Origin of the sequence: Bradyrhizobium sp. SZCCHNR1043, from assembly GCF_032489675.1 — a bacterium.
Classification (GTDB): Bacteria; Pseudomonadota; Alphaproteobacteria; order Rhizobiales; family Xanthobacteraceae; genus Bradyrhizobium.
Genome location: NZ_JAUEYN010000015.1, coordinates 262372 through 275800, shown reverse-complemented (window position 1 = coordinate 275800; position 13429 = coordinate 262372). Strand labels below are relative to the sequence as shown.

The 13429-nt window shown below is 64.6% G+C and carries 13 protein-coding genes; 6 read left to right on the top strand and 7 right to left on the bottom strand.

Going from position 1 to position 13429, the window contains the following annotated elements:
• Window positions 1-173 precede the first annotated feature (173 nt).
• Window positions 174-1424, bottom strand: a complete 1251-nt coding sequence (locus QX039_RS26255; RefSeq protein WP_315737223.1) for a Zn-dependent hydrolase — start codon at window positions 1422-1424, stop codon at window positions 174-176.
• Window positions 1421-2383, bottom strand: coding sequence for a LysR family transcriptional regulator (locus QX039_RS26250; protein WP_315737224.1), 963 nt, complete (start codon window positions 2381-2383; stop codon window positions 1421-1423). The genes QX039_RS26255 and QX039_RS26250 overlap by 4 nt, the downstream gene beginning before the upstream one ends.
• A gap of 113 nt (window positions 2384-2496) precedes the next feature.
• Between QX039_RS26250 and QX039_RS26245 the strand changes: the two genes are divergently transcribed.
• The 6 genes from QX039_RS26245 (at window position 2497) to QX039_RS26220 (ending at window position 8134) form a co-directional block, all read left to right on the top strand.
• The gene (locus QX039_RS26245) at window positions 2497-3315 is read left to right on the top strand and encodes a putative hydro-lyase (protein WP_315737225.1); all 819 of its coding nucleotides are present in this window, start codon (window positions 2497-2499) and stop codon (window positions 3313-3315) included.
• A gap of 82 nt (window positions 3316-3397) precedes the next feature.
• Window positions 3398-4642: an ABC transporter substrate-binding protein gene (locus tag QX039_RS26240; protein WP_315737226.1), complete on the top strand. Its 1245-nt coding sequence runs from the start codon at window positions 3398-3400 to the stop codon at window positions 4640-4642.
• A gap of 193 nt (window positions 4643-4835) precedes the next feature.
• Window positions 4836-5714 (top strand): branched-chain amino acid ABC transporter permease, encoded by an 879-nt coding sequence (locus QX039_RS26235; protein WP_315737227.1) that lies wholly within the window; start codon window positions 4836-4838, stop codon window positions 5712-5714.
• On the top strand, window positions 5714-6718 hold the full coding sequence (locus QX039_RS26230) for a branched-chain amino acid ABC transporter permease (RefSeq protein ID WP_315737228.1): 1005 nt from the start codon (window positions 5714-5716) through the stop codon (window positions 6716-6718). Before QX039_RS26235 ends, QX039_RS26230 begins: the two co-directional genes overlap by 1 nt.
• The gene (locus QX039_RS26225; protein WP_315737229.1) at window positions 6715-7446 is read left to right on the top strand and encodes an ABC transporter ATP-binding protein; all 732 of its coding nucleotides are present in this window, start codon (window positions 6715-6717) and stop codon (window positions 7444-7446) included. Before QX039_RS26230 ends, QX039_RS26225 begins: the two co-directional genes overlap by 4 nt.
• Window positions 7430-8134, top strand: coding sequence for an ABC transporter ATP-binding protein (locus tag QX039_RS26220; protein WP_315737230.1), 705 nt, complete (start codon window positions 7430-7432; stop codon window positions 8132-8134). Before QX039_RS26225 ends, QX039_RS26220 begins: the two co-directional genes overlap by 17 nt.
• Before the next feature lie 222 nt (window positions 8135-8356).
• Here QX039_RS26220 and QX039_RS26215 read toward each other — a convergent pair whose 3' ends face one another.
• From QX039_RS26215 to QX039_RS26195, 5 genes are all read right to left on the bottom strand, one after another.
• Entirely contained in the window at window positions 8357-8644 is a 288-nt protein-coding gene (locus QX039_RS26215; protein WP_315737231.1) for a GIY-YIG nuclease family protein, read from the bottom strand.
• Window positions 8645-8888: 244 nt separating this feature from the next.
• Window positions 8889-9791 carry an ABC transporter permease gene (locus QX039_RS26210; protein WP_315737232.1) on the bottom strand — a complete coding sequence of 301 codons (903 nt, stop codon included), beginning with the start codon at window positions 9789-9791 and terminating at the stop codon, window positions 8889-8891.
• A gap of 3 nt (window positions 9792-9794) precedes the next feature.
• Window positions 9795-10730, bottom strand: coding sequence for an ABC transporter permease (locus QX039_RS26205; RefSeq protein WP_315737233.1), 936 nt, complete (start codon window positions 10728-10730; stop codon window positions 9795-9797).
• Between the two features lie 91 nt (window positions 10731-10821).
• The gene (locus QX039_RS26200; protein WP_315737234.1) at window positions 10822-12111 is read right to left on the bottom strand and encodes a PotD/PotF family extracellular solute-binding protein; all 1290 of its coding nucleotides are present in this window, start codon (window positions 12109-12111) and stop codon (window positions 10822-10824) included.
• A gap of 32 nt (window positions 12112-12143) precedes the next feature.
• Window positions 12144-13181, bottom strand: a complete 1038-nt coding sequence (locus QX039_RS26195; RefSeq protein WP_315737715.1) for an ABC transporter ATP-binding protein — start codon at window positions 13179-13181, stop codon at window positions 12144-12146.
• Window positions 13182-13429: the final 248 nt, after the last annotated feature.

The window sequence follows — 13429 nt, the reverse complement described above, 5'->3', positions numbered from 1 at the left end:
CCCTCCCCCCTTGTGGGGGAGGGTTGGGGAGGGGGTAGCCCCGGGCGACACCGCCGTTGTGGACCCCCACCCCCGACCCCTCCCCGCAAGGGGGAGGGGAGCTCAGTGTGCCTGCGCGACTTAGATCGGAGAATGATAACTTAAAGTAGGAGCGAGTGAGAGCAATCAGCCCGTCACGACGCCACGCCCGCCAGCGACAGCACGGTGTGCAGCAGCACGTTGGCGCCGGCGGCGCAGTCGGATTGCGTGGCATCCTCGAGCTCGTTGTGGCTGATGCCATCCTTGCAGGGCACGAACACCATCGCGGCCGGCATGATCGTGTTGAGATTGCAGGCGTCATGGCCCGCTCCCGACGTGATGCGCCGGTGCGAATAGCCGAGCGTGCCGGCAGCGCGCTCGACGGCATCGACCAGCTTGGGATCGAAGTGCGTCGGCGGCTTGCGCCAGACCTGGTCGATCGCGATCTCGACTTTGCGCTTCTTGGAAATCTCGCTCGCCGCCGCACGCAGGCTGGCATCGAGTGCGTCCAGCGTATCGGCGTTGGCGCTGCGGCAGTCGATGGTGAAGGCGATCTCGCCGGGGATGACGTTGCGCGAGGGATTGGCGATCACGGCCTCGCCGATGGTCGCGACCGCGTTCGGCCCGAGCTTGAGCGCGATCTGCTCCAGGGTCAGCGCAAACTCCGACAGCGCCAGCAGCGCGTCGCGGCGCAGCGGCATCGGCGTCGAGCCGGCATGGCTCTCGAAGCCGGTGACCTTGCCGTCGTACCAGAACACGCCCTGGCCGTGATCGACCACGCCGATGGTCTTGTTCTCGGCCTCCAGGATCGGACCCTGCTCGATGTGCAGCTCGACGAAACCCGAGAATGTCTGCGTGCCGACCTTGGTCTCGCCGCGATAGCCGATCTCGTCCAGCGCCGCGCCCACGGTCATGCCTGCGGCATCTGTCCGCGACAAAATGTCCTCGACCGTGAAGTCGCCGACATAGGCGGCCGACGCCATCATCGCCGGCGCGAAGCGCGAGCCTTCCTCGTTGGTCCAGTTGACGATGCAGAGCGGCGCGTCGGTCTCGATGCCGGCGTCGTTGAGCGTGCGGATCACCTCCAGCGCGCCGAGCGTGCCGAGAATGCCGTCGAACTTGCCGCCCGTCGGCTGGGTGTCGAGATGCGAGCCGAGCCCGACCGGCGGCTTCGACATGTCGCGGCCCTTGCGAAGTGCGAACATCGAGCCGAGCGTGTCGACGTGCACGTCGAGCCCGGCATCCTCGCAGGCTTTGCGGAACCAGTCGCGGACCTGCTTGTCCTCCTGGCTCAAGGTCAGCCGCCGCACGCCGCCCTTCGGCGTCGCGCCAAACCTGGCGGTCTCGTGAATGCTGTCCCAGAGGCGGGCGGAATCGATCTGCAGATTGGTGACGGCGCGGCTCATGCTTGAAATCCCTGTACTCCGGCATCCTGTCCATCGCGCGCCGCGACGATGGCGTCAACCGATGCCGCCGGATGGCTGGCCGTCTGCGCCGTCCTGGCTGCGAGCTCGGCGACGCGCTCGATCGCGACCATCTCGGGCGATGACAGCCAGCTCGCCGTGAAGGTCAGCGGCGGAATCCGCAAGTCCGTTTTCAACTCCTGCAGGCGTCCGCGCTCGATCTCGTTGGCGACGATCGCCGCGGGAATGACGGCGACGCCGAGGCCCTCGACGGCCATGTGGATCACGGTCGCCAGCGAGGCGCTGGCGTGCAGACGCATCGGCGGCAGATGCGGGCGATTGAAGAGCGAGCGCACATTGTCGTAGGGCTGGGTGTTGCGCGGGAAGGTGATGATTGGAAACCGTGCCATCTGCTCCGCCGTGATCAGGCCTTTGCCGAAACCCAAAGAGGGGCTGGCCAGGAAGCTGATCGGATAGTCGCACAGCACGCGGCTGCGGATGCCCGACGCGGACGGCGAGCCGAGCGCGAAGGCGAGCTCGATCTCCTGCGCCAGCAGCCGCGCATGCAGGTTCGGCGTGACGTCGACCTCGATCTCCAGCGAGAGGTTCGGATAGCTCTCGTTGACGCTCTTGATCAGCCGCGGCAGCCAGTCGTGCACGATGGTCTCGGCGACGCCGAGCCGAAGCACGCCGCGCATCGCGGAGCGGTCGCCGACCTCGGCCAGCATCTCCGCGCGCAGGCCGATCAGCTTCTCGGCATACACCAGCATCTGCCGTCCGCTCGCAGTCGGCGACGCCACGCGGTGGTCGCGGTTGAGCAGCTTGACGCCGAGCTCGCGCTCGAGCTGGGCGATCCGCTGGGAAATGGCCGGCTGAGTGGTGTTCAGGCGCTGCGCCGCGCCGCGAAAGCTGCCAAGCTTCACCACCCAGAGGAAGGTCTCGATGGAACGGAAATCCAACATCGCGCCCCGCTCGGATCAATTTGTCTTATCGATCCCGATTAAAAACGAAGATTAGACTTTATAGCATGGCTGATGTTCAGTGAGTTTGTCGAGATATTAGGCAAGTGGCACAAATGACTGTTTCTGCGGCATTGCAGCAATCAGCGGGTGGGAGTGAACTTCTCCCGAGCCATCAAGCCCGCCTGGATTATCGCACCGGCAGGGGCTGGAGCACGGCGGGGGTCGCAAACGGCTTCGTCCAGGGCAATCTGGCGATTATCCCCGAGACGTACGCTGGCGCCTTCCACCGCTTCTGCCAGCTCAATCCAAAACCGTGTCCGATCATCGGCATGTCCGAACCGGGCAATCCTTTCATTCCGGCGCTCGGCGCCGACCTCGACATCCGCACCGATGTGCCGCGCTATCGCGTCTGGCGCGATGGCGAGATGGTCGAGGAGCCGACCGATCTGCTTGCGCACTGGCGCGACGACCTCGTCACCTTCGTGCTCGGCTGCTCGTTCTCGTTCGAGGAGGCGCTGATGGCGGACGGTCTGCCGATCCGCCACATCGAGCAGGGCTGTCGCGTGCCGATGTACCGCACCAACATCGCCTGCACGCCGTCGGGGCCGTTCGCGGGGCCGATGGTGGTGTCGATGCGCCCGTTCAAGCCGGCGCAGGCGATCCGCGCCGTGCAGATCACGACGCGCTTTCCCGCGGTGCACGGCGCGCCGGTGCATCTCGGTCATCCTGAGCAGATCGGCATCGCTGATCTCAACACGCCGGACTACGGCGATCCGGTGCCCGTCGCCGCGGACGAAATCCCTGTTTTCTGGGCCTGCGGCGTCACACCGCAGGCGGTCATCGCCGCGGCCAAGCTGCCCTTCGCCATTACCCACGCGCCGGGCCTGATGCTGATCACTGATCTCAGGAACAAGGATCTCGCCGTCCTCTAATCAGCCAGCTTGTGCTGCTTTTTGAGCCTTTACCACCGACGTCAACCGCTTCATCGATGCGCTTTCATCAGAGGATCTTGCCATGACCATTACGCGCCGTAACGTCCTGCTTGGAGCCACCGCTGCCGCTGCTCTCGGTCCGATCGCCGCCCGCGCCCAGACATCGGAAGTGAAGATCGGCGTGATCTATCCGTTCTCGGGCGCCAGCGCCCAGATCGGCGTCGACGCGCAGCGCGCGTTCGAGACGGCGGCCGAGATCATCAACGGCAAATACGACTACGACCTGCCGCTGGCCCGCACCGAGGGTCTGCCGGGTCTCGGCGGCGCCAAGATCAAGCTGGTGTTCGCCGATCATCAGGCGGATCCGCAGAAGGGCCGCGCCGAGGCCGAGCGCCTGATCACGCAGGAGAAGGTCGCAGCCGTCATCGGCTCCTACCAGAGTGCCGTCGCGGTTACCGCGAGCCAGATCTGCGAGCGCTACCAGATCCCGTATCTCTCCGCCGACAACTCCTCGCCGAGCCTGCATCGCCGCGGCTTGAAATACTATTTCCGCGCCGCGCCGCATGACGAGATGTTCTCGCAGGCGATGTTCGACTTCTTCGATGCGATGAAGAAGAAGGGCACCAAGATCGAGACGCTCGCGCTGTTCCACGAGGACACGATCTTCGGCACGGATTCGAGCAACGCCCAGCTCAAGCTCGCCAATGAGCGCGGCTACAAGATCGTCGCCGACATCAAGTACCGCGCCAACTCGCCGTCGCTGTCGGCCGAGGTGCAGCAGCTCAAGGCGGCCAATGCCGACGTGCTGATGCCGTCGAGCTACACCACCGACGGCATCCTCTTGGTCAAGACCATGGCCGAGCTCGGCTACAAGCCGAATGCGATCGTGGCGCAGGACGCCGGCTTCTCGGAGAAGGCGCTGTATGACGCGGTCGGCGACAAGCTCGAAGGCGTGATCTCGCGCGGCTCGTTCTCGCTCGATCTCGCCGCCAAGCGGCCGATGGTCGGCAAGATCAACGACATGTTCAAGGCCAAGTCGGGCAAGGATTTCAACGACTACTCCTCGCGGCAGTTCATGGGCCTGATCGTGATGGCCGATGCCATCAACCGCGCCAAGTCTGTTGACGGCGAGAAGATCCGCGACGCGCTGGCCGCGACCGACATGCCGGGCGAGCAGACCATCATGCCGTGGAAGCGCGTGAAGTTCGACGAGAGCGGCCAGAACAACGACGCGGATCCGGTGCTGCTGCAATATGTCGGCGGCAAGTTCGTCACCATCTTCCCGACCCAGGCCGCGGTGGCCCAAGCCACCTGGCCGATGAAGTAGCAACCTCGAGTGTCGTCCCGGGCAAGCCGCGACGCGCGTCAGCGCGTGGCGGCGCCGACCCGGGACCCATACTCCGAGGCCGTGGTTGGACGATGATTGGTCGTCGTCGTGCCCCACAAAAACAGTCGTGGTTATGGGTCCTGGCTTTCGCCAGGACGACACCAAGTGTCACATCGAGAGTGGGGCAAGATCTGTGACAGCAGAAACAATCATCCAAAGTCTCGCCAGCGGCCTCTTGATGGGCCTGCTCTACGGCCTGATCGCCGTGGGGCTGGCGCTCATCTTCGGGCTGATGGACGTCGTGAACTTCGCCCATGGCGAGTTCCTGATGATCGCGATGTACGCGACCTTCTTCCTGTTCGCGTTCTTTGCGCTCGACCCGTTGCTTGCGGCGCCGCTGGTCGCCGCCGCTCTGTTCGTGTTCGGGGCCGTGGTCTATCTGCTGATCGTCAGATTCGCGGTCCGTGCCAAGGCCAATACCGGCATGGTGCAGATCTTCTCCACCTTCGGGCTCGCGGTGCTGATGCGCGGGGTCGCGCAGTATTTCTTCACGCCGGACTATCGCAGCATTCCGCACTCCTGGCTCGGCGGCAAGACGATCTCGATCGCGGGGATCTACCTGCCGCAGCCGCAACTGGTCGGTGCGCTGATCGCGATCGCGGCCTTCGCCGGGCTCTATTTCTTCATCCACCGCACCGATTTCGGCCGGGCGCTGGAGGCGACGCGAGAGGATGCCGGCGCGGTGGCGCTGGTCGGCATCGACAAGAACAAGGTGTTCGCGCTCGGCTGGGGCCTTGGAGCTGCGCTGGTCGGTCTTGCCGGCGCGGTCATGGCGATCTTCTTCTACGTCTTCCCCGATGTCGGCGCGTCGTTCGCGACCATCGCCTATGTGACGGTCGCGCTCGGCGGCTTCGGCAGCGTGTTTGGCGCCTTTGCCGGCGGCATCGTCGTCGGCCTGGTCGAGGCGATCACCACGCTGATCCTGCCGCCGTCACTCAAGACCGTCGGCATCTACGGCGTCTATCTCCTCGTCGTCTTCATCCGCCCGCGCGGCCTGTTCGGATCGATCTGATGGACAAGGCATTCATCCAACGCCGCCGGCGCGACCTCGTCCTCGCCGCCTTCCTCGCCGCGGTCGCGGCCGCGGTGCCGCTGTTCGTCAAGGACGTCTACGTCCAGAACATCATGGTGCTGACCCTGATGTATGCGGCGCTGTCGCAGAGCTGGAACATCCTGTCCGGCTATTGCGGCCAGATCTCGCTGGGACACGCGCTGTATTTCGGGCTTGGCGCCTACACCACCGCGATCCTGTTCACCAAGTTCGGCGTGCTGCCGTGGTTCGGCATGCTCGCCGGCGGTCTCATCTCAGCCGTCATTGCGATGGCGCTCGGCTATCCCTGCTTCCGGCTCGGCGGCCATTACTTCGTGATCGCGACCATCGTCATCGCCGAGATCACGCTGCTGCTGTTTCAGAACTGGGACTGGGCGGGTGCGGCGCTCGGCATCGACATTCCGGTGCGGCGCGACTCCTGGCTGACGTTCCAGTTCACACGCTCCAAGCTGCCATACTTCTACTTTGCGCTCGTGCTCGCCTGCGTCGCCTGGTTCGTGACCTGGTGGCTGGAGGATTCGAAGTGGGGCTATTGGTGGCGCGCGGTGAAGGACAACCCGGTCGCCGCCGAGAGCCTCGGCGTCGACGTGTTCAACTCCAAGATGGGCGCAGCGGCCGTCTCGGCCTTCCTGGTCGCGATCGGCGGCAGCTTCTATGCGCAGTTCGTGTCCTACATCGATCCTGAAAGCGTGATGGGATTCCAGTTCTCGCTCTTGATGGCGCTCCCGGCCGTGCTCGGCGGCATCGGCACCTTGTGGGGACCGATGCTGGGCGCGGTCATCCTGATCCCGCTGACCGAGCTGACCCGCTCCTTCATCGGCGGCTCCGGCCGCGGCGTCGACCTGATCGTGTATGGCGGCCTAATCGTTGCGATCTCGTTGGCGCGGCCGCAGGGTCTGGTCAGCCTGTTCTCGCGCAAGCCGAAGCCGGCCGCTCAGCCGGCGCGAGAGGCGGTGGCGTCATGACCGCGCTGCTGGAAACCCGCAACATCACCCAGCGCTTCTCGGGCCTGACGGCGAACTCCGACGTCTCGATCTCGGTCGGGCGCGGCGAGATCGTCGGCCTGATCGGGCCGAACGGCGCCGGCAAGTCGACCTTGTTCAACCTGATTGCCGGCGCGTTCAAGCCTACCGAAGGCGCGATCATCTTCGACGGCGAGGACGTCACGGCGCTGCCGGCAGCCGAGCGCTGCCAGCGTGGCATCGGCCGCACCTTCCAGGTCGTGAAGAGCTTTGAGAGCATGACGGTGATCGAGAACGTCATCGTCGGCGCGCTGGTGCGCACCACTGTCATGCGCGAGGCGCGGCGGAAGGCGCATGACGTGCTGGCCTTCTGCGGGCTCGATACGCGTGCCGACGTGCTGGCGAGCGACCTCGTGCCGTCGGAGAAGCGGCGGCTGGAAGTGGCCCGCGCGCTCGCGACCGAGCCGAAGCTGCTGCTGCTCGACGAGGTGCTGACCGGCCTGACGCCGGTCGAGTCACAAAAGGGCGTCGAGCTCGTGCGTCGCGTGCGCGACACCGGCATCACGGTGCTGATGGTCGAGCACGTCATGGAGATCGTGATGCCGCTGGTCGACCGCGCCATCGTGCTCGATCTCGGCAAGGTACTGATCGAAGGCAAGCCCACGGACGTCGTCCGCGATCCCAAAGTCATTTCCGCCTATCTTGGAGACCGCCATGCTGTCGGTGCGTGACGTCACCACCGCCTATCAGGGCCTGGTCGCGATCTCGAACGTCTCGATCGACGTCAACAAGGGCGAGATCGTCTGCGTCGCCGGTGCCAATGGCGCCGGCAAGTCGACGCTGCTGAAGTCGATCGCCGGCGCCGAGCGGCCGCGTGCGGGCACTGTCACCTTCGACGGCAATCGCATCGACGGCATGGCGCAGCATCTGATCACCGCCAAGGGCATCGCCTATGTGCCGGAGAACCGCCGGCTGTTTCCGCGGCTCTCGGTGCGCGACAATTTGAGGCTCGGCAGCTATCTGTATCGCGGCGAGGCCAATCGCGAGGAGCCGCTCGACTTCGTGTTCAAGCTGTTTCCGCGGCTGTCGGAGCGGCTCGAGCAGCGCGCGGAAACGCTGTCCGGCGGCGAGCAGCAGATGCTGGCGATCGGCCGCGCGCTGATGACGCGGCCGCGGCTCCTGATGCTCGACGAGCCGTCGCAGGGCATCATGCCGAAGCTGGTCGACGAGATCTTCCAGGCCGTCAAGCGCATCCGCGATGCCGGCATGACCGTGCTGATCGTCGAGCAGCGCATGGCCGAATGCCTGGAGATCGCCGACCGCGCCTACATCCTCCAGACCGGCCGCGTCCTGATGCAGGGCACGGCGGCTGAGATCAGCGGCAACAAGGATGTGCGGAAGGCGTATCTGGGGCTGTGATCGACTGTGTGCTTCGCAGCCGCCGAGCCGCTGCAAAGCAAGGGTAATACAGGGTTCTTGCTGCGGCCCCCTGGATCGCTTTGCTCGGTATGACGGAGTATGTGGGGGCTCCCGTGCCCACCACGACCGTCATTGCGAGCGGAGCGAAGCAATCCAGAATGCCAGACCAGTAGGAGGTCTGGCATTTGTTCTCTCGGTATTTCGAAATCACGATCGGAAGAATCAGGTCAGAGCATCGTACAAGTCATTCCATTGCGGATTGATCGCCTCGATCAGTGCCAATTTCTTCTTTCGGCTGCCTGCCTTGATCTGTTTCTCGCGTTCGATCGCGGCTACCATCGTTTCATGGACTTCGTACCAGACGAGCAGCTTGCACCCGTATGTCTTGGTGAATCCCGGAACGAGACCTTCACGATGTTGGTACGCGCGTTTAGGCAGGTCGCTGGTCACACCAATATAGAGCGCTCCATTGCGCCTGTTCGCCATGATGTAGACGCAGGGTTGTCTCATCGGATCGGCTACGAGGTCCGGGGCGACCGGAGTGGAGCGAGGTTATCCAGAGTCTTTTCCGCTGCCCCTGGATCGCTTCGCTGCGCTCGCGATGACGGAGTATGAGGAGGAGACGGCGCCCACCACAGCCGTCATTGCGAGCGCAGCGAAGCAATCCGGGGATTCCAGCCGATTAGAAGGTATGGATTGTTTCAGCGCAAGACCGCCTCGGAATGACCGAGGCCGCGTTATGATCCGTCGTAGCTTACACCATGCCCTTGCCGGCGTCCGAGCCCTGGCGGCGCTGGCGGGCCTGCAGCACCAGGATCACCGACAGCGCGGCGAAGATCACCACGAACGACACCGCCGAGGTCAGCGTGCCCAGCGCGTAGATGTCGGGCTTGGTCACCGTCGTTGTCAGGCCCTGCAATTCCAGCGGCAGCGTATTCACCGAGCCGATCGCCTGGCTGGAGCGGGCGAGCTCGTCCCAGGACAGCGTAAAGCCGAACAGGCCGATGCCGACCACGCTGGGCAGGATGATCGGCAGCACGACGTGGCGGAAGGTCTGCCAGGGCGTGGCGCCGAGGTCGCGTGCGGCTTCCTCCAGCCGGCCGTCGAAGCGGTTGAAGATCGCGAACATGATCAGGAGGCCGAACGGCAAGGTCCAGGTGAGATGCGCACCCAGGCCCGACGTGAACAGGCCCATGGCCGTGGTATAGCCGTCAGCGAGCCAGCCGAGCCCGACATTGGCGCCATGCTTGTTGACGAAGTCGTCGATCAGGCGGAATTCGAGCGCTATGCCGAGCGAGGTGATGATCGACGGCATGATCAGGCTGGCGATGGCCGTGTAGAACAGCACCGAGGCGCCGCGGAACGGCTTGCGGAAGGCCATGCCTGCGGCGACCGACAGCACCACTGTGATCACCATCACGACGAGCCCGAGCGCCAGCGACCGCTTGAACGCCGCGCCGATATCGACGATGCCGCCGCCGGAAAACACTTTTCCGAACCAGGTCAGCGACACCCCATTCATCGGAAAGGTGAGGCCGCCGTCAGGCCCCTGGAATGACAGGATGTAGATCGCGATCATCGGCCCGTACAGGAACAGCACATAGGCCGAAAAGAACAAGGCGAGGATGTAGAACGAGCGCGGCCGCTTGTCGCCCATGGCTCAGAGCTCCTTGCGCACGTCGACGATCCGCGTCAGCGCGGAGATGATGATGATGGTGATACCGAGCAGGATCACGGCATTGGCGGCGGCGGCCGGGAATTGCAGCGCTGACAGCCGCGCTTCGATGATCTTGCCGGCGGAGGCGATCTGCTGGCCGCCCATCACGCCGATCGTGACGAAGTCGCCCATCACGATGGTGATGACGAAGATCGAGCCGATCACGATGCCGGGCTTCGACAGCGGAATGATGATGTTGACCAGCGTCTGCCAGCCGCTTGCGCCGGCATCATAGGCGGCCTCGATCAGCCGCTTGTCGATGCGGATCATCGAATTGAAGATCGGCACCACCATGAAGAACGTGAACAGGTGCACCAGCGCCAGCACCACCGAAAATTCGGAGAACAGCAGCCATTCGATCGGCTTGTTGACGAATCCTGCGCCGACCAGGCCCTGGTTGACGAGGCCGTTGCGGCCGAGCAGGGGGATCCAGGCGATCATTCTGATGACGTTGGAGGTCCAGAACGGGATCGTGCACAACAGCGACAGCACGATCTGCCAGGTCTTGCTGCGAACGTGGAAGGCGAGGAAATAGGCGACCCAGAAGCCGATCATCAGCGTCAGGCCCCAGGTCAGGAGGCACAGCTTCAGCGTCTTGAGATAGGTCTTCAGGATGGTGCACAGCTCGGGCAGGTTGGCGACGCAGCCCTCGAACGTGTCGGTGTAGCCGCGGAAGCTGAACGCCGGGATCATCTCATATTCGTTGTAGTCCCAGGCGCTGACGACGACGACGAGCACGAGCGGCAACAGGAAGAACAGCGCGAACACCAGCATCATCGGGCCGGCCTGCAGCCAGGCGATCGAGCGCATGGTGATCTTGCGCAAAGCGCTCTCCGCCGGCGCCACGCTGTCAGGCGAATTGTCGATCGTCACGGCCACGGATGCAACCTGTCGTCCTGTGTGTGCGGGGAGAGAGAGAAGGAGGCCTGCCGCGCGGGAAAGCACGGCACGGCAGGCCGGGATCGTCACATCAGGCGGCGATGAACTCGTTCCACTTGCGGACCATGTAGTCGTTCTCGTCCATGACCGCGTTCCAGCACACGACGTTGCCCATGCGGTCCTCGTAGGAGCCGCCATCGCGCACGGCGCCGGCCTTCTCCATCAGGGTGCCGTCCGGCGCCTTGATGTCGGCCTTCGCCGGCTTGCCTTCCATCCAATAGCCCCACTCGTCCTCGGTCATGTTGGCCTTGGCGGTGGAGAGCACGGCCGAGTAGTAACCCTGGCGGTTGAGATAGGCGCCGGCCCAGCCGGACAAGTACCAGTTGACGAACTCATAGGCCCAGTCGAGCTTCGGGCCGCCGGCCACCGCCTTGGAGACGCAGAAGCCCGAGGCCCATGAGCGGTAGCCTTCCTTGAGCGGCTGGAAGGTGCAGGGGATGCCCATCGACCGCACCTTGGTGACCGCCGGCGACCACATCGACTGGATCACGGTCTCGCCCGAGGCCATCAGGTTGACGGACTCGTTGAAGTCCTTCCAGAACGCGCGGAACTGGCCGGCCTTCTTGGCCTCGGTCAGGACCTTCATCGTCAGGTCGATCTCGGCCTTGGTCATGTTGCCCTTGTCGGCATATTTGTACTGGCCGGTCGCCTCGACGACGAGGGCGGCGTCCATGATGCCGATCGAGGGGATGTTGAGGATCGAGGCCTTGCCCTTGAATTCGGGGTTGAGCAGCTCGGCCCAGGAGTTGATCGGGCGCTTGATCAGGTCGGGACGGATGCCGAGCGTATCGGCATTGTACACGGTCGGGATCAAGGTGACGAACTCGGTCGGCGTCGCCGAGAACGTCTTGGAGTTCGGGCCGTCGAGATAGAGCACCTTCCACGGCGCGGTGCCCTGGCCGCCGATCTTCTTGCCGTTCGGCAGCTCGCCCTTGGTGAAGACGGGCGTGATGTTGTCGAACTCCTTGATCTTGCGCGCATCGAGCGGAAAGATGTTGCCGGACGGCACCAGCTTCTTCAGCGAGAAGTATTCGGTGTCGAGCACGTCGAAGGAGTTCGGCTGGGTGATGACGCGCTTGGTCACGTCGTCGGTCGTCGCTGTGATGTACTCGATCTTGATGCCGGTGTCGGCGAGGCACTTCTTCGAGATCTCGTCGCCCTCGTTCACGGCGGTGCCGAGATAGCGCAGCACCTTGGCGTCGGCGGCGTGGACATAGGGCGCGCTGAGCAGCGTGCCCGAGCCGGCGAGACCGGCGACGCCCGCCGCGCCCTTGAGCAGCGTGCGGCGGCTGATGGATGTTGTCTTCGATCGGTCGGTCATGATCATCTCCTTGGGAAAACGAGCAAACGAAATCAGGCGACCAGCTCAGCGGCCGGTGCGGCTGCTGCTGCGGGACGGGTCGTCAGCGCATCGGCGAGCGCCGGATTCCAGGTGACGACGACGCGCTCGCCGATGCTGTGGGTCTGTGCATCGAACTGATCGTCGCTGAGCTGCGCCGAGATCTCGGGGCCGCTATCGGTCGCGACAGCGACCAGCACGTAGGTGCCCTGATATTCGATCTTGCTGATCGTGCCCGACACCGCCGGACCGTCGATCGCAGCATTCGGCGCCTTGAGCTGGATGCGGTCGACGCGCACCGCGAAGGTCTCGCCATTCAGCGGGATCACGTTGTGGCCACCGATGAAGCGGGCGGCGAATTCTGTGCGTGGATGATTGAAGATCTCGCGCGGGCTGCCCTGCTGCTCGATGCGGCCGCCATTCATCAGCACCACGAGGTCGGACAGCGCCATGGCCTCGTCCTGGCCATGGGTGACATGGACGAAGGTGAGGCCGAGCTCGCGCTGCAGCCGCTTCAGCTCGGCGCGCATGCGCAGGCGCAGGAACGGGTCGAGCGCCGACAGCGGCTCGTCGAGCAGCAGGATCTGCGGCGAGGTGATCAATGCGCGCGCCAGCGCCACGCGCTGTTGTTGTCCGCCGGAGAGCTGCGCCGGCAGGCGGCCGGCATAGCCCTGCATGTCCACCAGCTCGAGCAGCTCGCGTGCCTTTGCGTGGCGCTCGGGCTTGGCGACGCCCTTCATCTTCAGCGCAAACGCCACGTTGTCGATCACCGAGAGATGCGGAAACAGTGCGTAGGACTGGAACATCATCGCGGTGCCGCGCCCGGCGGGCGGCAGCTCGGTGACGTTCTTGGCGCCGACGATGATGTCGCCCGATGTTGCCGATTCATGGCCGGCGACCATGCGCAGGGTGGAGGTCTTGCCGCAGCCGGACGGACCGAGCAGGCAGCAATAGGAGCCGGCGGGAATCCGCAGATCGATCGCGTCGACGGCGGTGACGTGACCGTACATCTTCGTCACCCTCACCAGTTCCAAGCTCGCGCCCGCCGCCATCCGCCCTCCGTCGTCCTGTTGCGTGTCGGTCATGATCGCGGCTCGCTCCATCGGGCGGCTGCGATCCGATCCGTCTGATGTCTGCAACGGATATGCCAAGGGTCGCCGTGGGGGCGGGGCAGTGCGTGAAGATTGCGCGTTGGGTGAGATGCGTATGCAACGCTCGAAAGGGCATTCCCCGGTCCCGGCGGCAGCCCGCTCAGATCGGGCGCCGATCCGGCCAAACAGCCGCGCCCACGCCGATGTGG

Bases quoted from the DNA above. Each gene is read 5' to 3' on its own strand.
- QX039_RS26245 (WP_315737225.1), top strand. From the start codon at position 2,497: ATGACTGTTTCTGCGGCATTGCAGCAATCAGCGGGTGGGAGTGAACTT.
- QX039_RS26240 (WP_315737226.1), top strand. From the start codon at position 3,398: ATGACCATTACGCGCCGTAACGTCCTGCTTGGAGCCACCGCTGCCGCT.
- QX039_RS26225 (WP_315737229.1), top strand. From the start codon at position 6,715: ATGACCGCGCTGCTGGAAACCCGCAACATCACCCAGCGCTTCTCGGGC.
- QX039_RS26255 (WP_315737223.1), bottom strand. From the start codon at position 1,424: ATGAGCCGCGCCGTCACCAATCTGCAGATCGATTCCGCCCGCCTCTGG.
- QX039_RS26230 (WP_315737228.1), top strand. From the start codon at position 5,714: ATGGACAAGGCATTCATCCAACGCCGCCGGCGCGACCTCGTCCTCGCC.
- QX039_RS26215 (WP_315737231.1), bottom strand. From the start codon at position 8,644: ATGAGACAACCCTGCGTCTACATCATGGCGAACAGGCGCAATGGAGCG.
- QX039_RS26220 (WP_315737230.1), top strand. From the start codon at position 7,430: ATGCTGTCGGTGCGTGACGTCACCACCGCCTATCAGGGCCTGGTCGCG.
- QX039_RS26250 (WP_315737224.1), bottom strand. From the start codon at position 2,383: ATGTTGGATTTCCGTTCCATCGAGACCTTCCTCTGGGTGGTGAAGCTT.
- QX039_RS26200 (WP_315737234.1), bottom strand. From the start codon at position 12,111: ATGACCGACCGATCGAAGACAACATCCATCAGCCGCCGCACGCTGCTC.
- QX039_RS26210 (WP_315737232.1), bottom strand. From the start codon at position 9,791: ATGGGCGACAAGCGGCCGCGCTCGTTCTACATCCTCGCCTTGTTCTTT.
- QX039_RS26195 (WP_315737715.1), bottom strand. From the start codon at position 13,181: ATGGCGGCGGGCGCGAGCTTGGAACTGGTGAGGGTGACGAAGATGTAC.